This is a genomic window from Paraflavisolibacter caeni (genome assembly GCF_025628885.1).
GTDB classification, from domain to species: Bacteria; Bacteroidota; Bacteroidia; order Chitinophagales; family Chitinophagaceae; genus Flavisolibacter; species Flavisolibacter caeni.
Window position 1 is genome coordinate 434087 of sequence record NZ_JAOTIF010000001.1, and the last position, 20912, is coordinate 454998.

General features: G+C 41.4%; 20 protein-coding genes. 11 read left to right on the plus strand and 9 right to left on the minus strand.

What is annotated here, in order from left to right; all coding sequences use genetic code 11:
- Window positions 1-10: 10 nt before the first annotated feature.
- Window positions 11-1333, minus strand: a complete 1323-nt coding sequence (ffh, locus tag OCK74_RS01860) for a signal recognition particle protein (protein ID WP_279295280.1) — start codon at window positions 1331-1333, stop codon at window positions 11-13.
- 112 nt (window positions 1334-1445) lie between these two features.
- A complete protein-coding gene (locus OCK74_RS01865) occupies window positions 1446-2315 on the minus strand; it encodes a sigma-70 family RNA polymerase sigma factor (protein WP_279295281.1) in 870 nt (289 codons plus the stop codon).
- Between the two features lie 301 nt (window positions 2316-2616).
- Between OCK74_RS01865 and OCK74_RS01870 the strand changes: the two genes are divergently transcribed.
- Window positions 2617-2997: an START-like domain-containing protein gene (locus OCK74_RS01870; protein WP_279295282.1), complete on the plus strand. Its 381-nt coding sequence runs from the start codon at window positions 2617-2619 to the stop codon at window positions 2995-2997.
- Between the two features lies 1 nt (window position 2998).
- Here OCK74_RS01870 and OCK74_RS01875 read toward each other — a convergent pair whose 3' ends face one another.
- A complete protein-coding gene (locus OCK74_RS01875; RefSeq protein ID WP_279295283.1) occupies window positions 2999-3616 on the minus strand; it encodes a hypothetical protein in 618 nt (205 codons plus the stop codon).
- 32 nt (window positions 3617-3648) lie between these two features.
- Here OCK74_RS01875 and OCK74_RS01880 point away from each other — a divergent pair, with 32 nt between their 5' ends.
- From OCK74_RS01880 to OCK74_RS01920, 9 genes are all read left to right on the plus strand, one after another.
- Complete coding sequence (locus OCK74_RS01880) at window positions 3649-5094, plus strand: LptF/LptG family permease (protein ID WP_279295284.1); 1446 nt, start codon at window positions 3649-3651, stop codon at window positions 5092-5094.
- Between the two features lie 51 nt (window positions 5095-5145).
- A complete protein-coding gene (locus tag OCK74_RS01885) occupies window positions 5146-5892 on the plus strand; it encodes a superoxide dismutase (RefSeq protein ID WP_279295285.1) in 747 nt (248 codons plus the stop codon).
- Between the two features lie 69 nt (window positions 5893-5961).
- Window positions 5962-6357 (plus strand): OsmC family protein, encoded by a 396-nt coding sequence (locus OCK74_RS01890; RefSeq protein ID WP_279295286.1) that lies wholly within the window; start codon window positions 5962-5964, stop codon window positions 6355-6357.
- Window positions 6358-6409: 52 nt separating this feature from the next.
- Window positions 6410-6856, plus strand: coding sequence for an RrF2 family transcriptional regulator (locus tag OCK74_RS01895; protein WP_279295287.1), 447 nt, complete (start codon window positions 6410-6412; stop codon window positions 6854-6856).
- A gap of 80 nt (window positions 6857-6936) precedes the next feature.
- Window positions 6937-7578 carry a peroxiredoxin gene (locus OCK74_RS01900; RefSeq protein WP_279295288.1) on the plus strand — a complete coding sequence of 214 codons (642 nt, stop codon included), beginning with the start codon at window positions 6937-6939 and terminating at the stop codon, window positions 7576-7578.
- A 94-nt stretch (window positions 7579-7672) separates the two neighbouring features.
- Window positions 7673-8374 (plus strand): phosphoadenylyl-sulfate reductase, encoded by a 702-nt coding sequence (locus OCK74_RS01905; protein WP_279295289.1) that lies wholly within the window; start codon window positions 7673-7675, stop codon window positions 8372-8374.
- Between the two features lie 5 nt (window positions 8375-8379).
- Entirely contained in the window at window positions 8380-9285 is a 906-nt protein-coding gene (cysD, locus tag OCK74_RS01910) for a sulfate adenylyltransferase subunit CysD (RefSeq protein WP_279295290.1), read from the plus strand.
- 26 nt (window positions 9286-9311) lie between these two features.
- Window positions 9312-10562, plus strand: a complete 1251-nt coding sequence (locus OCK74_RS01915) for a sulfate adenylyltransferase subunit 1 (RefSeq protein ID WP_279295291.1) — start codon at window positions 9312-9314, stop codon at window positions 10560-10562.
- A 208-nt stretch (window positions 10563-10770) separates the two neighbouring features.
- On the plus strand, window positions 10771-13635 hold the full coding sequence (locus OCK74_RS01920) for a T9SS type A sorting domain-containing protein (protein ID WP_279295292.1): 2865 nt from the start codon (window positions 10771-10773) through the stop codon (window positions 13633-13635).
- 129 nt (window positions 13636-13764) lie between these two features.
- Here the strand turns inward: OCK74_RS01920 and OCK74_RS01925 are convergent, their stop codons facing one another.
- The 4 genes from OCK74_RS01925 to rlmN all read right to left on the minus strand — a co-directional run bounded on the left by OCK74_RS01925 (window position 13765) and on the right by rlmN (window position 17593).
- Entirely contained in the window at window positions 13765-14475 is a 711-nt protein-coding gene (locus OCK74_RS01925) for an RluA family pseudouridine synthase (RefSeq protein WP_279295293.1), read from the minus strand.
- 11 nt (window positions 14476-14486) lie between these two features.
- Window positions 14487-15572: a pseudouridine synthase gene (locus OCK74_RS01930; RefSeq protein WP_279295294.1), complete on the minus strand. Its 1086-nt coding sequence runs from the start codon at window positions 15570-15572 to the stop codon at window positions 14487-14489.
- A 79-nt stretch (window positions 15573-15651) separates the two neighbouring features.
- The gene (locus OCK74_RS01935; RefSeq protein WP_279295295.1) at window positions 15652-16296 is read right to left on the minus strand and encodes a hypothetical protein; all 645 of its coding nucleotides are present in this window, start codon (window positions 16294-16296) and stop codon (window positions 15652-15654) included.
- A gap of 250 nt (window positions 16297-16546) precedes the next feature.
- On the minus strand, window positions 16547-17593 hold the full coding sequence (gene rlmN, locus OCK74_RS01940; protein ID WP_279295296.1) for a dual-specificity RNA methyltransferase RlmN: 1047 nt from the start codon (window positions 17591-17593) through the stop codon (window positions 16547-16549).
- 104 nt (window positions 17594-17697) lie between these two features.
- Between rlmN and OCK74_RS01945 the strand changes: the two genes are divergently transcribed.
- The gene (locus OCK74_RS01945; RefSeq protein ID WP_279295297.1) at window positions 17698-18885 is read left to right on the plus strand and encodes a thiolase family protein; all 1188 of its coding nucleotides are present in this window, start codon (window positions 17698-17700) and stop codon (window positions 18883-18885) included.
- A gap of 40 nt (window positions 18886-18925) precedes the next feature.
- Here OCK74_RS01945 and hisS read toward each other — a convergent pair whose 3' ends face one another.
- Both hisS and OCK74_RS01955 read right to left on the minus strand, forming a co-directional pair.
- Window positions 18926-20308 carry a histidine--tRNA ligase gene (gene hisS / locus OCK74_RS01950; protein WP_279295298.1) on the minus strand — a complete coding sequence of 461 codons (1383 nt, stop codon included), beginning with the start codon at window positions 20306-20308 and terminating at the stop codon, window positions 18926-18928.
- 48 nt (window positions 20309-20356) lie between these two features.
- Complete coding sequence (locus OCK74_RS01955; RefSeq protein ID WP_279295299.1) at window positions 20357-20830, minus strand: low molecular weight protein-tyrosine-phosphatase; 474 nt, start codon at window positions 20828-20830, stop codon at window positions 20357-20359.
- Between the last annotated feature and the right edge of the window lie 82 nt (window positions 20831-20912).

The window sequence follows — 20912 nt, forward strand, 5'->3', positions numbered from 1 at the left end:
TCAAAATTTATTATCCCCTCATTCCCGGCATCATTCTTCCCATTGGCATTTTATTCATCATCTTCATCATTTCGCGCATTTGCTCAAACTGCTTCATGAAGGCGTTTACTTCGGCAATATCTTTTCCGCTGCCGTTGGCAATGCGTTTACGGCGGCTGCCGTCGATGACATCAGGATTGGCACGTTCGTAAGGAGTCATTGAATTGATCATGGCTTCAACGCCTTTAAAGGCATCGTCGCTAATATCGATATCCTTAATTGCCTTGCCAACGCCAGGGATCATGGCCATCAGGTCTTTCAGGTTACCCATACGTTTGATTTGCTCCAGTTGTTGTTTGAAGTCGGCAAAGTCGAACTGGTTTTTGCGGATCTTTTTTTCCAGTTTGCGGGCCTGTTCCTCGTCAAACTCCATTTGGGCTTTTTCTACCAGTGTGGTAATATCACCCATGCCGAGTATACGTTGTGCCATCCGTTCGGGATAAAACACATCGAGGGTATCCAATTTTTCACCGCTACTGATAAACTTGATAGGTTTATCGACAGTATACTTAATAGACAGTGCTGCACCACCGCGGGTATCACCATCCAGCTTTGTCAGCACAACGCCGGTGAAGTCGAGTCTGTCGTTGAATGCCTTTGCCGTGTTTACAGCATCCTGACCGGTCATGCTATCAACGACGAACAGGATTTCCTGAGGATTTACGGCGGCTTTAATATTGGCCACTTCGGTCATCATTGCCTCGTCGATTGCCAAGCGGCCTGCAGTATCAATGATCACTACATTTTTGTTTTTGCTGCGACTATCGCGTATTGCATTCTGGGCTATTTCTACCGGGTTTTTATTTTCCGGTTCGATGTGAACATCAATGCCTATCTGCTCGCCTAAAACGCGTAACTGTTCCATCGCGGCAGGGCGGTAAACGTCGGCTGCCACCAAAATAGGAGACAATCCTTTGCGCTTTTTAAGATAGTTGGCCAGTTTGCCACTGAAAGTGGTTTTACCACTACCTTGCAAGCCAGCGATCAGAATGACAGCGGGGGCGCCTTTTGCATTAAATTCTGCTGCGTCTCCTCCCATCAGTTCTACCAGTTCATCTTTTACGATCTTTACCATTAACTGGCTTGGACTGATGGCATTGATCACTTTTTCGCCTTCAGCTTTAGTCTTTACGGTGTCTGTGAACTCCTTTGCAATTTTATAGTTTACGTCAGCATCCACCAATGCACGGCGTATTTCTTTAAGTGTGGATGCAATATTAAGTTCAGTGATTTTATGTTCTCCCTTTAACTGTTTAAAGGCGCCATCTAATCGTTCCTGTAATGATTCAAACATTTATTGAGGTTTTATACATTAAAATAAATAACCGTGGATTGCCGGGCCTCAATTGAGTGCTCCGTCCGTCCACGGTTGCAAAAATAGGATGATAAGGGGATTTAATTTATTGTCAGGAACCCAAGAAAACGCGTAGTTCTTTTGCGCAATGGTTGGATTTCAGTTTTACAATTGCTTTATCCTTGATTTGGCGTACCCTTTCTCGCGTGAGATTATACCTTTGGCCAATGTCTTCCAGGCTAAGAGGGTGGTCTACACCAATGCCGAAGAAGTAGCAGATCACTTCCTTTTGTCTTTCGGTAAGGGTTTCCAGATGCCGGTTTATTTCCATTTTCATTGATACGTGGTGGTCGAGGTATTCGTCCGTTTTTTCTGCATTGGGGTTTTCCAATATATCCAATAAAGTGCTTTCATCACCATCTGCGAAGGGGGAATCCACGCTAACGTGGCGGGCATTTGTGCCCAAGGAAGCGGAAACTTCATCTGTTTCCAAGTCCAGCATTTCGGCCACTTCTTCCACTGAAGGTTCGCGTTCAAATTCCTGTTCCAGTTGTGAAAATGCTTTTTGTACGCGATTGGTCAGACCTACTTTATTTAAGGGCAGACGTACAATACGGGCCTGTTCGGCGATGGCCTGTAAAATGCTTTGGCGTATCCACCATACAGCATAGGAAATAAATTTAAAGCCCTTGGTTTCATCAAAACGGTGAGCTGCTTTAATAAGGCCCAGGTTGCCTTCATTAATCAGGTCGGGAAGTGTAAGTCCTTGATTTTGGTACTGTTTAGCTACAGAAACAACAAAGCGGAGATTTGCTTTTGTGAGTCGGTCCAAGGCTCTTTGATCGCCTTTTCTAATGAGGGAAGCGAGGCGGACTTCTTCTTCCGCTGAAATAAGGTCTACTTTACCGATTTCCTGAAGATACTTTTCTAAGCTTGGAGATTCACGATTGGTGATTGATTTCGTAATCTTTAGTTGACGCATACTCATAGGGGTGTATTTAAGATGGTTATTTAAGGTTCTAGTTAAGGTTTGTGGTGTTTTGTAGGTTATTAGTCTTGGTTTTTCCTAAAATATCCATCACACGGTGTTATAGCTGTTCCGGCTATAAGGATCGCGAAACTTGATTAAAAATATGGAAAGGTCTGATTCCTCCAAAATTTATTTTAATGAAAAGTGAAAAAATTGTTTTTTAGGACAAAAGGCGATAATTTATTGAAAAAAATTTTGGCGGATTAATAATTTTTCTATTATTGCAGCCCCCGAACTGTCCTAAAAAGATAAAATGAGCAAAAAACAGCTATATACCTTAGAATATCCTGTGAGATGTTCGCCAACTATTTTGTATGAGTTTTTGTCAACACCCAGCGGCTTGCAAGAGTGGTTTGCTGATAAGGTTGATGAAAGAGATGGGGTGTTTAATTTTTCCTGGAACGGATCTAATGACACTGCAAAAGTAATCGAGCGTGAAGAAGAGAAATATATTCGCTTTCATTGGTCTCATGCTCCGGCAGAGGAATACTTTGAATTTAGAATTGAAAAATCTGAAGTAACCAATCAAACGATTCTTGTTATCAAGGATTTTGCTGAGAAAAGAGAAATTAAAGACCAGAGTATGTTGTGGGATTACCAGGTGAAGGATCTTTTCCATCGCCTTGGGAATTAAGTCAATACTTTTTTGAGTTTGTTTCGAAACAGAGTTGAAGGAACATTTTCCAGCTAATGAATAAATGGTTTGCTGCAACGGGCCAATCCATTAAAGGCCACTTTGCAGCAATTTTTATATGATCCTGGCTACAATGTTCCTGGAATTGAATTTCAGGCATGGTGCTGATCTTTTTATAATTTGTTTCTTCAAAATGATGTTGCCAGGGATCAGCCTGAATGCCAATGAAGTAATCGCGACTGGATAAAAGCTGGTATTGATTTTCTATTTTGTTTCTAAAGGTTGTTGCATACTGGCCTGCCAAGTGTAAGGTGCTGCTGAAAAAATGTCCCCACCAGAACATGGTTCTTATGGCGAATGTGTTTGATTGGGTAAAAATTCTTGGATAGTCTAACACCAGGTAAGGTAACCCGAGGTAGTTCTCTCCTTTTGAAATTTTTGGGGGGATGGCAAAGATGTTGTTTGTATCATATTCAAAATTTGTTTCCAGCATTTCTGCCTGTAATTCTTCTAAAAGCAATTTTACCTGATGCAGGATTTTATTCTTCGTTAAAATAATAGAAGCATTACACATCAAATCCATCTCAGTGGGTGAAAGATGTATTTTTGTTTTCTTCATTATTTAAAATTAATTATTAAAGCAAGGCGCTGGTGTTTAAGAAATTAGATAAGCTGATCATAAAAGCATTTATCGGGCCATTTGTCGCTACGTTTTTTATTGTGCTGATGGTATTGGTAATGCAGTTCTTTTGGTTGTATATAGATGACTTTGTAGGTAAAGGACTAAGCGCAGGTATCATACTGGAGTTTATTGGATATCAAAGTGCCTCATTGGTGCCGCTGGCATTACCATTGGCAGTTCTGCTTTCGTCTATTATGACCTTTGGGAACCTGGGTGAAAGTTATGAACTTGTCGCAATCAAGTCGGCTGGAATATCCCTATTGCGCTTCATGCAGCCCTTATTTATTGTTACTTTATTTATTTGTGGAATTGCGTTTTCTTTTGCCAATTACCTGATCCCTGTTGCCAATTTGAAATCGAAAACGCTGCTTAATGATATTGTTTATGCCAAGCCTGCCTTTGACTTGAAAGAAGGTATTTTTTATGATAAACTTCCCGGATTTGCCATCAAGGTAGGAAAGAAGGGAGAGAATGACAGTACGATCAGTGATATTATCATATACGAAAAGACGAGTACGTTGCAGGACAATTTTATCATTGCAGATCACGGCATCATGCGTGTTTCGGCTGATAAGCGTTTCCTGGAGTTCAATTTAAGAAATGGATGGCGCTACCAGGAGCGAGGCAATTCTTCCACGGCTCAAACTGAATTCATCAGGCTAGGATTTAAGGAATACACTAAGCAATTTGATTTGAGTGCCCTTCAATTTCAGCGAACGGATGACAGCGTGTACAAGAACAATCATAGAATGCTGAGCATGCGTCAATTGTCCAGGGCCATTGATTCTATTAAAAAAGACAATGCAAAGTTTACCCAAAGAGTGAAAAGGGAGGTTTTGTATTCATGTGAGTTTCTGCCTTACCTGGACAGCAATTGGAAAGCTCCTAAAAAGCTGGCAGTTAAGAACATTCAACAGTTGATACCCGATTCAATCAAGTTATCAGTAAGGCAGAAAATATCAGGAACTATTGAATCGATGCGCTCAGTAAATGAAATGGTTAGTTCAGAGTATAAAGAGCAACAAAGGTACCTGAGACTGCACAAGATTGAGTGGCACCGGAAGATATCACTTTCACTGGCCTGCCTTGTTTTGTTTCTTATTGGTGCTCCTTTGGGTTCAATTATTCGAAAGGGAGGTTTAGGGAGTCCCCTGATATTTTCTATCATTTTCTTTATGGTGTTTTATTTTTTAGGCACTACGGGAGAAAAGTTTGCTAAAGAAGGTAAATGGCAGCCGATTGCAGGTATGTGGCTATCTACAGTGGTACTTGTACCTATTGGCATTTTCCTGATTGAAAAGGCGAGGAAGGATTCCCAGTTATTCAATAAGGAAGTTTATTTCCGTTTGTGGCGTAAGGGCCGTTCGTTTTTGAATTTGAAAAGAAGACAGGTGGCGGAGGATGACGGATTATAGATGGGCGATAAGTTGGTGAGTTTCAAACTCCTATCTTTACAAAAACGACATATGGCGCCTTTAACTACCCGGAGGAAGTTTTTGATGAATTCAGCAAAAGCCGGCATTGGACTTTCAGTAGGAACGTCTTTACTTTCCAGTTGTTCACTCGTAAAGAAAACCAGCTACGGTGCGGATAAATTGATTACAGGTTTTCAGCAACAGCCATTACCTTACTCCTATAATTCGTTGAGCGATGCTATAGATGGAGCTACGATGGAGATCCATTATACCAAACACGCAGCAGGTTATTCTGCCAATCTGCAAGATGCTGCAAAGAGTGAAGGGGTAAATATGACTCAGCCACTTGAAGAGACCCTGCGGCGTGTATCCAAATATTCCGCCAAGTTGCGTAATAATGCAGGCGGACATTATAATCACGAACTTTTTTGGAAGCTGTTGTCACCCAACGGAGGTGGGGAGCCTGGCGGAAAGCTTGCTAAAGCGATCAATAACAGCTTTCATTCGTTTGACAGTTTTAAAACCCAATTCAGTGAGGCAGCCAAGAACTGCTTTGGTAGTGGTTGGGCATGGCTTGTAGTGGATGGTGATCATCAATTGCGCATTGGGTCAACGTCCGGCCAGGACAATCCTTTAATGGATGTTTCTGAATTTAAAGGGGTTCCCATTATGGGATTGGATGTATGGGAGCATGCTTATTACCTTCGCTATCAAAACAAAAGGGCCGATTATATTAATAATTGGTGGCGGGTAGTAGACTGGAAGTTTATTGAAGATCGTTATAATGCTGTAGTTTAAATTTATAGTAAGCTATATGAGGTCTGCGGGAAGAAAGAATAGTTATTATCATTAATTATATTATCATCAGTGAATACAAAAACAACCTGGAAGGGAGGACTTGCTTTTGAGAGCACATATAAAAACTCTTCCATCCATATTGACAGTAATAACGGATTTAGTCCTAAGGCCCTTTTATTAACTGGTTTGGCTGGATGTACGGGCGTTGATGTTGTCAGTATACTTGAAAAAATGCGCGTTCCTTTTGCTGATTTGAAAATAGAAGTTCAGACCGAACAAACAGAATCGGATCCTAAGGTTTTCAAGGATTTGCATATCGTGTTCCGGCTCAAGACTGGTGAAGAGAACCGCGAAAAGGTAAAAAAGGCCATCGACTTGTCGCTGGAAAAGTATTGTGGTGTTGCAGCTATGCTTCGGAAAAATTCATCTATTTCCTATATACTTGAATTAGAGCCTGAATTTTAGAAAAGCTAGTACCTTGCCTAGACTTTAGGTTTCGTTAAATTTTAATGAAAATATGCTTACAAAAAAGGCTTATTATGCTTTTCAAGCATTAACGCATCTTGTTGAGAAATATAATGATGGGCCAGTACTGATTTCTGAGATAGCAGAACAGAAAAAAATACCATTGAAATTTTTAGAGAATATTTTGTTGCAGCTTAAAAATACGGGTGTTTTGGACAGCAAAAAGGGGAAAGGAGGGGGCTATTTTTTAAAAAATAAGCCTTCAGATACCCGAATTGCCACTGTTTTCAGGATGATTGATGGTCCTATAGCGATGCTGCCCTGCGTCAGTCTATACTTTTACCAGCGGTGTGAAAACTGCAATGAAAAGTTCTGTGGACTGCACGATATTTTAGTGGAAGTGCGAGATGCGACTTTGAACATCCTGGAAAACAGGACTTTGGCGGATTTGGCACTTAAGGATAAGAACCCGGTGCTGCATTTAAAACCTTATAGTTAATATAAAGCAAGTCTACTCATTTGGTAGGCTATTGTTTTTCGATTACTTTCGCACAATTATTCACCATAAACATAACCAACATGTCATTACGTTTAGGGGATACAGCTCCCAATTTTAAAGCACAGACCACTGCGGGCGAAATTGACTTTTACGAATATCTTGGTAACAACTGGGGTATTTTGTTCTCTCACCCTGCAGATTACACGCCTGTTTGTACAACAGAGCTGGGTAAAACAGCACTTTTGAAAAATGAATTTGAAAAACGTAATGTAAAAGTATTGGCAGTAAGTGTTGACCCATTGGATAAGCACTTAGGTTGGATTAAGGACATTAACGAAACTCAAAACTGTGAAGTTAATTTCCCCATTATTGCTGATGAGGATAGGAAAGTAGCTACTTTGTACGACATGATCCACCCGAATGCCTCTGAAAACTTTACTGTCCGTTCCCTGTTCGTGATTGGGCCTGATAAAAAAATAAAGCTGATGATCACGTATCCTGCTTCTACTGGTCGCAATTTCAATGAAGTATTGCGTGTAGTAGAGTCTTTGCAGCTGACCGCTAATCATAGCGTGGCTACTCCAGCAGACTGGAAACATGGTGAAGATGTGATTGTTGTGCCAGCCGTAAGCACAGAAGATGCCATCCAGAAATTTCCTAAGGGAGTGAAGGTGATAAAGCCATACCTGCGCTATACGCCTCAGCCGAACCTGGACAATTAAAAGGTTTAGGTTTTAATTTGCCATAACTTTTTGAATGAACATTTATCGGAGTGCATCTTTGCACTCCGATTTAATAAAAGCGACCTGCACTAAAATGGAATATTTATCACAACTACAACAAGCATTTGAAAACCTGCCCATAGAGGAAGCGCTGAAAAAAACCGTTGCGTTGTTTCCTGCCGGTACGGTAAAGTTCTCCACTTCGCTTGGCCAGGAAGACCAGGTGCTTACCGATATTATTGCCCGCAATAAGATCGGTGTGAACATATTTACCATTGATACGGGCAGGTTGTTTAATGAAACCTATGAAACCTGGGAAAAAACAGAAGCCAGGTATAAGATCAGGATACAGCCCTATTTTCCACAGGCTGAAGCTGTGCAAAATATGGTCAGTGAGAAAGGAATCAACCTTTTTTATGAGTCGGTAGAGAATCGTCAAACCTGCTGCGGGATACGCAAAGTGGAGCCTCTGAATAGGGCTTTGCAGGGTACTACTGTATGGATTACAGGCTTAAGGGCCTCACAGAATGACCACCGTAAATCCATACCTATGGTAGAGTGGTTGCCTGACAAAAAAATGTATAAGATCAATCCTTTGCTGCATTGGTCTTATGAAGAAATTTTAGACTACATCAAAAAGAACAATGTTCCCTATAATCCTTTGCACGACAAAGGTTTCATTTCTATAGGCTGTGCGCCTTGTACCCGCGCTATTGAGCCGGGTGAAGATCCTCGTGCCGGCCGTTGGTGGTGGGAAGCCTCGCATAAAGAATGTGGTTTGCATTTGGTAAAATAAATAGTATGAGCGAACAAAAAAATATTTTCCCCAGAGAACTGGAGCATGAAGCGATTTACATTATCAGGGAAGTGGCTGCCCAGTTTGAACGTCCGGCCTTATTATTTTCAGGCGGAAAAGACTCCATAACCCTGGTGCAACTGGCACGCAAGGCATTTTATCCTGCGAAGGTGCCATTTCCAATGTTGCACATTGATACTGGCCACAACTTTCCGGAGACTATTGAATTCCGCGACTGGCTAGCTAAAGAGTCTGGTATGCAATTGATCGTACGTTATGTGCAGGATAGCATAGACCTGGGCAAAGTGCAGGAAGAAACTGGTAAATATGCCAGCCGTAATATGCTGCAGACTGTGACCCTGCTGGATGCTATTGAGGAATTGAAGTTTGATGCCTGTATTGGTGGTGCTCGTCGTGATGAAGAAAAGGCAAGGGCTAAAGAAAGGATATTTTCTGTACGTGATGATTTCGGACAGTGGGATGCCAAAAAGCAGCGTCCTGAATTGTTCGATATGCTGAATGGCAAGATCAATATTGGTGAAAATGTACGTGTATTCCCGATCTCTAACTGGACGGAGTTGGATGTTTGGAGCTATATCAAAGAAGACGGTATTCCTATTCCTTCCATTTACTATTCGCACGAAAGAGAAATTATTGAGCGTGATGGCATGTACTGGCCTGCATCTCCTTTCCTGAATACTACTGAGGATGAGGTTCCTTTTAAGGCAACTGTCCGCTTCAGAACGGTTGGTGATATGACCTGTACGGCTGCTGTGCTTTCAGAAGCTGTTACTATTGACAGGATCATTGAAGAAATTAAGGAAGCTACCATTTCTGAAAGAGGAGCACGGATTGATGATAAGAGGTCCGAAGCGGCAATGGAGAAGAGGAAACAGGTGGGGTATTTCTAATTTTAAACTACTAATAATAAACATAAATGGATGTTTTAAGAATCGCTACTGCTGGTAGCGTGGATGACGGAAAGAGTACATTAATTGGAAGATTGCTGTACGATACAAAATCCATTACAAAAGATAAACTGGAAGCTGTGGAGGCATCGAGCAAGCGCAAGGGTCTTGATTTTGTAGATCTTTCATTGCTTACAGATGGACTGATTGCTGAAAGGGAGCAAGGGATTACTATTGATGTAGCCCATATTTACTTTGCTACGGAAACCCGTAAATATATTATTGCGGATACACCAGGTCACGTAGAGTATACTCGTAATATGATCACAGGTGCTTCCAACGCAGAAGCCTCTATCGTATTGGTTGATGCCCGGAATGGAGTATCGGAGCAAACCCGCCGCCATTTATTCATTTCTTCTTTGCTGGAACTTGAAACAGTGATCGTTGCGGTGAACAAGATGGACCTTGTGAACTTCGATGAATCTGTATTCAATACTATTAAAGAAAATGTTGAAGGGATTGCCCAGAAGATCGGTTTTAAAGGCAGTCTTCACTTTATACCCCTGGCTGCAAAGTATGGCGATAATGTAGTAACGCTTTCTGAAAAGATGCCATGGTATACAGACAAGCCTTTGCTGGAGTACCTGGAAAATCTGCCTGTGCACGCAAAGGATGAAAATTTGCCAGCCCGTTTCCACGTGCAATCTGTCATCCGTCCTCACAGTGAAGAATATCATGATTTCCGTGGTTATGCCGGTAAGCTGGTAAGCGGAACCATTGAAGTTGGCCAAAAAGTGATCGCTCTTCCTTCACTTCGTGAGTCAACTGTTAAAGCTATTTATTCCGGTTATGAAAAGGTGACAAAGGCTCATGCCGGGGAAAGCTTAAATATTGAACTGGTTGATGACATTGATATCAGCCGTGGTAATACTTTAGTGATAGAAGGAGCGCCTTATCAACAGGTGAGCACCTTTACAGCAAAGCTGACCTGGATGAGTGAGCAGCCTTTGACTGCAGGAAGGACTTTCTTGTTGCAGCATGGTGTGAACAGAATCAAAGCAAAGGTGTTGTCGTTTGGTCACGTGATCGATATGAATACCATAGAAGAAAAAAGCGAAGTAAGGGAGTTTAAGTTGAATGATATTGGTGAAGTGGGTATCAAAACTGCTAAACCTATTTTCGCGGACTTATATCATGATAATCCGCATAATGGTGCCTTTATTTTGATTGACGAGTACAGTAACAATACTGTGGCGGTAGGATTTATTGAAAGTATTTGATGCGCCTCTAAATTATAGATTCTTGCAAGATTTACATACCCTGCTTCGGCAGGGTATTTTAGTTAAGAAATAATTAAAAACATGCCAGTCTTTTGTCGCCTTTTTCATACAACTCAACGTGTGTTATAACCCGGTAATCCAAGTGTTTTTACTTAGTGTGTGTTTGAGAAATACTTTTACTGCGTACTGTTAATTGGTACCTGTAATCATGAAAACACCCCGACTCTTTTTCTCCTTAATCTTTGTAAGCCTTTATTTTTTTGCTTCAGGTCAGTATAGTGCGACCAGTTCATTGGCTGCCAGCTACATTTCCGGTACTGTGAATAGTGCAAGCACCTGGAATGTTCTGTCTGCAATGCAGAACAATGACAATCAATTTGCTTACTCACTTATTTCAGGTACAAATAAATACACCAATGAAATAGATGCTGTAGACTGGGGTTTTCAGACTAGCAATACCAGCCAAGCGAAATACATTCCATCCAATGCAACTATAAATGGTATTGAAGTAACGATAAGGTTGAAAAAATCTTTAAGTGGGAACATCAGAGTCAGTAAGGTGACCTTACTTAAAGGAGGAAGGGAAATCAGTGTCAATAAGGCAACAACTACTTCGTTGCCCTCTTCTGCAACCAATTTCGTTTATGGAAGTTCTGTAGATACATGGGGCAATTCCTGGAATCCAAGTGACTTTACAGGTCAAGGTTTTGGTGTTCGTTTTGCTGCCCGGCAAAAAGGAAAAAAGGACGTTCAGGTGGAGGTGGATTACATTAAGATTACTGTTTACTTTAACCAAACGTTTTTCTATTCAAAGTCATCCGGAAATTTAGAAAACCTTACTACCTGGGGATCTAGTACTGATGGCTCAGGAACAACGCCTGTTAACTTTACCAGTGAAGGGCAAGTGTTTTTCTTAAGAAACCGTTCTACTTCTTCTTTTACGGGAAACATTAAGATTACCGGAAACAATTCTAAAATGGTTATTGGAGATGGTAGCAATGCTACTCAATTGACGATCCCATCAAATTATTCTTTAGAAGCTTCCGTAGAATTGATGTCTAATTCATCCCTGACCGTAAGTAATACATCAGTTCCTGTAATTACCAATGTAGCAGATAATACTACAGTTACCTATAATGCCACGGGTGATCAAACCATATCTAACATTCCTTACTATAACCTGATCATAGGTGGCAGCGGCATTAAATCCCTTGCCTCAAATTCTTCTGGTTTGTCAGTCGTCAATAATGTTTTGACTATTCATTCAGGGGCAACGCTACATAACCAGGGAAATAATGTAATGGTTTTAGGAACTTCAAATGGTATTATCAACAATGGTACGGCTACTGGTACTGGAAAGTATACCTATGAAATACTGGATGGCAATACCAATATCCAAGGAAATGGTACATTCAGTAATCTTGAAATCTCAGCAATAACATCAAATAATGGTACAAGCATCATAGCTTTGAGTAATCCAACCCTGGTGACCGGGACACTTACCCTGTTGGACGGGGTACTGTCAAACGGAAGTAATTTAACTATGGCTTCAGGCAGTATCATCAAAATAGTGGAGGGCAGCTTAAGCAATTACATTACACAGAGCAGTATTTATGATGTTGTATATGTCATAACAAGTTTATCAAAAACAACAGGTACTGAACTTTCTGGTCAAGTTCGAGACATTACTGTGCAGATTCCAACTGGAGCAGTTTTGAGCCTTGGCGCGAATTTAAATGTTGGCAGGGATCTGTTGATCAGTAGCGGAACACTGGATGTGACGAACAATAATTATACTGTATCAGTTGGCGGTAATTTTACCAATAATGGAAGTCTGATGGTTAGGAACAGTACGCTGACTCTTAATGGGAGTGGTGCTCAGACCATCAATGGTACATCCGCACAAAACCTTTACAATCTTACCGTGAGCAACGCTACTGGTGGTAGTGTTCTACTGAATACGCCAGTAAGTGTCAGCAATGCACTGTCATTGGCAAATGGTATTGTGACCAGTTCTTCTACAAATTTGCTTTCGCTGGGTAGTTCTGCATCTGTTACCGGAGGCAGTAATAATAGTTATATCTCTGGTCCTTTGAGGCAAACTTTAGGAGCTACAAGTGGTACAAAAACGTTTCCTATTGGTAAGTCTGGTTCCTATAAGCCAGCGATCTTAACCCTCAACCAAAAAACAAGTACACTTACAACATACACTGCCGAAGTTTTTAACGGGACTCCATCTGCAAGAACATTACCTTCTTCTTTAACAAGTATATCTGATGTGCGTTATTACAATATCAGTTCGAGCGATAATTCTAATTTAAGTAGCGCAGTAGTCAGCTTAACTTATGACCTGAGTGACCAGATTTCTGATTACTCTTTATTAAGAATAGCCAAGAGCCAGGGTGCTGAATGGATCAACATTGAAGGGTCGGCAAGCAGCATGTCGGGCGCAGGTACCATTACTTCTAACTCTTTTTATTCTTTTAGTGACTTTGTTTTTGCCAAAGCTGCATCAACAACTAATACTGTGCTACCGCTAACGTGGGTTTCCTTTGATGGAGCTAAAAAACAGAATAGTATTGAGTTGACATGGAAAACAGCTAATGAGGTCAATACCTCATATTTCCAAATCGAGAGGAGTAGTAATGGTACGAATTGGAATATTATTGGCCGATTGAATACTAAGGGAATGGGAGCAAATAGTTATGTCATTACTGATTTGACCCCGCTTTCGGTTAATTATTATCGAATCAAACAAGTTGACCTTGATGGAAAGTATACCTATTCAAAGGTGATTGCTATACAAAACAAAGTTGACAATAAGCAGTTCGCAGTTCAGCCTAATCCTGTAAGGGGCAGTCGTTTTAACTGTTTTATTCCTGATGAGGAGATTTTGGCAGCGCAAGCAATAACTGTTAGGATATACGATATTTCAGGTAAGGTGATTTTTACAACAAAGGCAGCACCGATCATGTATCTGCCTATTGATTGCAGTGCATTCAAGCCTGGTATGTATGTAATCGCAATAGAGGGTGGTAGTAAAACGCAGCATTCAAAATTTATACTGCAGTAAATAGGAGGTAACAGTTCTCTAAAAGGTAAACCCTCAATGTGCAAAGAGTTTTATTCTTTTTGCACATTGAGGGTTAATTGTTAAAGAATGATTTACTGATTGGCTAAACCTGCCTTTACCGGAGTTTTATTATGCATTCTTTCGCAGTTGTTGCAACAATGCTCTCAGATCTTTTGGCAATTCTGCTTCCAGTTCGTATTCTTTGCCATTAAGTGTAAACTTCAGTTTCCAGGAATGCAAGGCAAGACGAGACAGAATAGGTCTTTCGGCTTCTTCGTTCTTTGAGAGGTGATAGTCCTTTTTAATGGAAGAAATAAAGACTGGTTTGCCGTCACCGTACACTTCATCACAGACGATAGGATGACCAAGGCTCTGTATATGTACACGGATCTGGTGGGTGCGGCCAGTATGAATCCTGAATTTCATCCAACTGAAAAAACGAAAGCTTTCCAACACCTCATAGTCTGTTACCGAAGCTTTCCCCTTTTTATTAATCACCATGGTTCCTTTTTTTACAGGATGCTCCATGATCCCTGCATCTATAGTACCCGAAAGACTTAATAGTTTTCCTTGTACCAGTCCCTGGTAATATTTCTCCACTTCGCGGCCTTCAAATAATTGGGAGAGTTGCTTATGCGTATCTTCATTTCGTGCAAATACCACAATGCCACTAGTATCCCTGTCCAGGCGGTGTACGGTATAAATTTCCCCGTATGCCTGTTGGAGGAAATTCTTTAAGGCAGGTTTTCCTTCTCTGTCCGGAATGGTCAACATACCAGAAGGTTTGTTGACTGCAATGAAATCATCCGTTTCCTGTATAATCGAATTTTTGATGTTCACTAGTGCTGTTATTATTTTCCCTTTCTAAAGTATTTCAGTTCTCTTACTTCTTTTTCACTCAAGAATCGCCATTTTCCTCTTTGTACGTTTTTTTTGGTCAGGCCGGCAAACATTACCCTGTCCAGGTTTTTGACATCATAGCCGAAGTGTTCAAATATGCGGCGAACAATGCGGTTGCGCCCGGAGTGCAGTTCTACTCCGATTTGCGTTTTGTCTTTCGAGTCAGAATAAGCAAGAACATCTATATTGGCAACGCCATCTTCTAAAGTGACACCCTTCAGGATTTCTTCAAAATGCTTTTTCTCTAATGGTTTATCCAATGTGACGGCATATATTTTCCTGATTTCATTACTGGGATGGGTCAATTTTTGAGAGAGGTCTCCATCGTTGGTAAGTAACAGTACTCCAGATGTGTTTCTATCCAACCTTCCTACAGGATATACTCTTTCCTGGGTAGCTTGGTTGATCAGGTCTAAAACGGTTTTACGTTTCTGGGGGTCATCAGTGGTTGTGATATAGTCTTTGGGTTTATTCAGGAGGATGTACACCAGGTTTTTTACCGGGTGAACTTTTTTACCTGCTACTATTACTGCGTCATCGAGTGATACCTTGTGGCCTGGTTCGGTGATCAGTTCTCCATTTACCTTTACTTTACCGCTTTTCACCACTTCTGCGGCATCCCTGCGTGAACATACACCACAATGGGCGATGTATTTGTTCAGAGGCATCTGGTCGGATTGCTGATTTTGTGTTTTTGTGATTTTAAGATCCGGCTTTTTTGCTCCAAATGTTTTTTTCACAGGCTCAGATGCATTATGCATTGATTTTGAGCTCTGTGTTCTGAAGTTTGAAGACGTTCTTCTTTCGGGTCTTTCGCTTTGGTCTCTTGATGTTTTTGTTTTTTTTATGGTAAAGCGTGAACTTCCTTTTCCTTCTTGTTGAGGTTTGTATTCCGGATTCTGGAATTTGAATCTATCTTTCTTTTTTTCTTCAATTTCTTTGCGCAACTTTCTTTTTTCCTGCCTGATTTCTTCCTTTACAGTCCCAGCTTTTTTCTTTCCCTTGATGAATTTCTCAAACCCTGATTGTTTTTTCATTCTTTAAAATATATGCACAAAAATAGAAAAGGCCGTGCACAGCGCGGCCTTTTGTTTGGAATCAATAGTTTAAAGAAAGTTATTTCGTATTCCGTGCTCTTTGTTCCTGGCGCGCGGACTTCATTTTTTCGAACTGTTCTTTTGTTAAAACGGATCTCAGTTCTTCTTGTTGTTGCTTCATCAGTTCCTGCATCTTCTCTCTTTTTTGATCCTGGGATATTGAACTGTCGTTGCGGAGGGTCTGCATTTTAGTCCTATAACTGGAGCGGATCTGAGCAACTTTTTCCTGTTGGTCATCTGAAAGATTCAATTCCTTTTGCAAATCTTTACCTTTTTTCCCGAAGGCTTTGCCATTATTATTCAATCTTCCTGTGTCTTCCTCATTGATTGAATTCCTATCTGTTTTCATTTTAGCCAGTTGGTCTTTTTGAGCAGGAGTCAGGATTGCTTGAATTTGGGTCTTGTGTTGTTCCTGTAAGTCTTGCCTGCGTTGTTTCATTTCAGCGACAGTCAGCTTGTCCTGTTTTTTCAAATCATCCATTTTCATTTTAAAGTCCTCATTGACCTTTTTCACACTTGTTTTTTGGTCAGCTGATAGATTCAACTGGTCGTAAGCCATCCCGTACTCTTTTTTATGGCCTTCATGTTTTTCCCGAGTAGTTTGTGCCTGGGCCGAGCCTATTGTAATTGCCAAGATGAGCGCGCCGGAGATTATTCTTTTCATATCTTTTTATTTTGTTTTTAATAGTGAAAGAATAATAGACGGGATTAAACTGCTGAGGTTTAAACTAAATAGTTAAATAAGGTTAATACCCTGGCCTCATCCCCAGTCCGCCTTAAGCGGGGAGCATCAGCGCACAAAACCTATTTTATAAATAAAGCCCTCACTTTAATTGAGGGCTTTATTTATAAATATTATAATACAGCCAAGGCTACGCAGCGCTGTCCTCTCCGCCTAAGGCGGACCGGGGGTATTAGCCCTTATTCGCTAATTGACCGCAGGCGGCGTCGATGTCTTTACCGCGGCTGTGGCGCAGGCGGGCGTTGACTTTATTTTTCTCCAGATAACTCATGAATTCTGACATGCGCTCTTCGGAAGGTTTTTCGAACTTAGCAAAGTCGATCGGGTTGTATTCGATAATATTTACCAGGTCGGCAGGCACCTGGCGATAGATCTTGATCAGTTCGTCAGCGTCCTTTTTGCTGTCGTTGAAATTGTTAAAGAGAATATATTCTAAAGTGATCTCATTTTTTGTTTGCTTATAAAAATGATTCAGCGCATCCACTATTGCTTTCAGGTTGTTGGTTTCATTGATGGGCATGATCTCATTACGCTTCGTATCGTTAGCGGCATGAAGTGAAAGAGCCAGTTTAAAGCGAACCTGATCATCTCCAAGCTGTTTGATCATTTTTGCTACACCAGCAGTGGATACAGTTATGCGGCGAGGACTCATGGCTAATCCATCTTCTGCAGTTATCCGCTCAATAGCTTTTAACACATTCTTATAGTTCAGCAGCGGTTCACCCATTCCCATAAACACAATGTTAGAAAGTTTCTTTCCATATATTTTTTCACTTTCCTTGTTCAATAGAACAACTTCGTCGTAGATCTCGTCAAAGTCAAGGTTACGTTTTCTTTCGATATAGCCAGTAGCACAAAAGCGGCAACTTAAGGAGCAACCAATTTGGGAAGAAACGCAAGCCGTATTGCGGCTATCCGTTGGGATCAATACGCCTTCGCATAAATGCCCTTCATGGGTTTTAAAACGGGTTTTAATGGTGCCGTCCTCGCTGTATTGAGTGGCATCCATGGTAATAGCAGGCAAAAAAAAGTTGTCGCCCAGCTTTTGGCGCAGGTCTTTACTCAGGTTGCTCATGTCGGCAAAGCTTTGTGCCCCTTTTTGCCAAAGCCATTCCCACACCTGTTTAGCCCGGAATTTCTTTTCGCCTATGGCTTCGAAGTATTGTTCCAGTTCGGTTATCGATAAGTGCCTGATGTTTTTGCTTGCAGTTTTTACCATTCTGCAAAGATACCAAGAGGCGGGGAAGGGAACGCGTAGTTAACAGTAACTTTAGGAAAACCTAAGTTATATTTAAGCTGATTAAACCCATTAAACGTTCCCCCATGCGAAATGTATATGTAATTGATGCAGTCCGGACGCCCATAGGAAAATATGGAGGCGTTTTAAGTACTGTTAGACCGGATGATTTACTTGCTCATGTAATTAAAGCTTTGATGGAGCGGAATAAAGGAGTTGATCCTAGTGAAATTGAGGATGTTATTGCCGGCGATGCTAACCAGGCAGGGGAAGACAATCGTAATGTTGGAAGAATGGCTGCTTTACTGGCCGGTTTGCCGGTAACTGTGGCCGGCAATACTGTTAACCGTTTATGTGCTTCTGGTTTGCAGGCTATCATGGATGCTTCCAGGCAGATCATGTGTGGAGATGCCGAACTGATTATAGCCTGTGGTGTGGAAAGTATGAGCAGGGCACCGTTTGTAATGGAAAAGGCTGAAGCTCCATTCCAGCGTACTGTAGAGGTGGCAGATACTACTCTAGGCTGGAGATTTAAGAATGATAAGCTGACCAGTTTGCATTATCCTTATAGTATGGGTGAAACTGCTGAAAATGTAGCCAAAAAATGGAAGATATCCAGAAAAGCACAGGATGAATTTGCCTTGCAATCCCAGGAGAAATATTTTACTGCTTTAGCAAAGGGAAAATGGAAAAAAGAAATGATAGGAGTAGAAATTGATGCTACGGGAAAATGGGTGGATTCTGATGAGCACCCCCGGAAAACTTCAATGGAAAAGCTGGCTTCCTTGAAACCTGCTTTTGTAGAAGATGGAACAGTAACAGCCGGGAATTCATCCGGCATCAATGATGGGGCTGCGGCCGTATTGCTCGCAAGTGAGGGTGCTGTTCGAAAATATGGTTTACAACCTTTGGCAAAAGTGATTTCAATGGCTGTTGCCGGTGTCGATCCTGCTATTATGGGTATCGGTCCTGTCCCCGCGACACAAAAGGCATTGAAAAGGGCAAGTTTATCGATAGCAAACATTGGCCTTATTGAGCTGAATGAGGCTTTCGCCTCCCAATCGATTGCGTGTATTTATGAGTTGGGTATCGATCTGCAAAACGTAAACGTGAATGGGGGTGCTATTGCTTTAGGACATCCGTTGGGGTGTAGTGGCGTGCGATTGACAACTACTTTATTGCATGAATTGAGGCGCAGGGGCAGTAAATATGGGTTGGCTACCATGTGTGTGGGGGTAGGGCAGGGGGCGAGTGTGATTTATGAAGCAGTTTAACGGCTTCAATATGGAGATTGAAGCCGTTAAACCAAAGTTTTTATTTAGACAAGAAAGTAGCTAATTCTTCAAAAGGTATTTTTTGCTGTTCCCCTTTTTGCAGGTCTTTTACAGCGCAGATTTTTTCTTCTATTTCTTTACTGCCAATGATCACTACGTATGGAATGTTCTTCTTTTCGGCATATTTAAACTGCTTGTCCATTTTTGCTTGTTCATGGAATATCTCGGCGGCAATGCCTTCTTGTCTTACCTGCTGCAGTAACCGAAAAGCGGTTTTACTTTCTTCTAATCCTAAGTTGAAGAACAGGGCTTTTGTGCCCTGGGCAACGGTTTCCGGAAAGAGTTTTAATTCTTCCAATACGTCATATATCCTGTCTACTCCAAAGGAAATACCAGCGCCGGGAACATTAGGAACACCGAACAGTCCAGTCAGGTCATCATAACGACCGCCACCGCCAATTGAGCCGATCTTTACTTCTGCCGGGGCCTTGGCTTCGAAGATGATGCCTGTGTAATAGTTGAGGCCGCGGGCGAGGGTAAAGTCGATAGAAAGGTTAACAGTTTGAGGGTTGGAGTTTTGAGTTGAGCTGGTGAGGACGTATTCAATTTCCTCAATGCCTTTTTTGCCTGTACCTGAATTGGCGAGGAGCGTTTTGATTTGTGTTAGTTTCTCTTCATTGCTGCCATTGATGTTGAGATAGTTTTCAATTATGCTTATTTGATCACCATTTAATCCCCTCTGGCTCAATTCTTCTTTTACTTTATCCAGGCCGATTTTATCCAATTTATCAATAGCAATGGTAATGTCAGTCATTTTATCGGCACCGCCACATAATTCAGAAAGTGCGCTTAATATTTTACGTGAGTTGATGCGCAGGTCGTAATTGGTGAGGCCTAGCTTTATAAACGCCTGGTGGTAAATATTGACGAACTCTACCTCGTTGATCAGGGAGTTGCTGCCCACCACATCCGCATCGCACTGGTAGAATTCGCGATAACGACCTTTTTGTGGCCGGTCGGCGCGCCATACGGGCTGTACCTGATAGCGTTTAAACGGAAAGGTGAGCTGTCCATGATTCATTGCTACATAACGCGCAAAAGGTATCGTCAGGTCATACTTTAATGCTCTTTCCGTGATGCCTTTGGTGTTTTTGCCCTGGAGCACTTTTTCAAAATCTTCTTTAGCTTGCTGGTGTTTAGCAGGGTTATCCAGGCCATTGTTTAAGATTTTAAAGATCAGCTTATCGCCTTCCTCACCGTATTTTCCCATTAAGGTATCCAGGTTTTCCATGGCGGGTGTTTCCAAAGGTTGAAAACCATACAACTCGAAGACGCTTTTAATTGTATTGAAAATATATTGCCTTTTACGAACTACTTCGGGTCCAAAGTCTCTTGTTCCCTGCGGAATATTTGGTTTAGCCATTATTTAAGATTCATTAATCAATAGTAGAAAAATCAAATTCAGGTGAGGTCATTTGTTCATTTTCACGTCAGCATATTTGCTGATGATCTGTTCACATGCCTCATCAATTATTTTAAATACTTCATGGTAACCTGGTTCAGTGCCATACCAAGGGTCGGGAACAGAAAGGTTTTTACCTGGTTGGAGTTCATTCATCAGCAGATCAACTTTTGAGGAGTTGAATTTTTTGCCTGCGATCCAGCGAATTTCATCCAGCACGTCATCTGCCAAAGCATATATTTTGTCGAAGCGGTCAAAATCTTCCGGAACGAACTGCCTTGCCCGCTGGTGGCATATATCTATGCCATTCAGCCTGGCTACTTTTTGGGATAGTCGGTGTGGTGGCTCACCTATGTGGTAGCCATTTGTGCCTGCGCTTTCTATTACCCAGTTCAGTCCGGCTTTTTTGGCTTTGTGCTCCAGGATACCTTCAGCCATAGGGCTCCTGCAAATATTACCCAAACAAACCATCAAAATTTTCATGCTGCAAACTTACGAGATGAAGATTTTTTTATGGAAACTGCTTTTCAATGCATCTCAACAATAAGCTTACCGATAAATATTA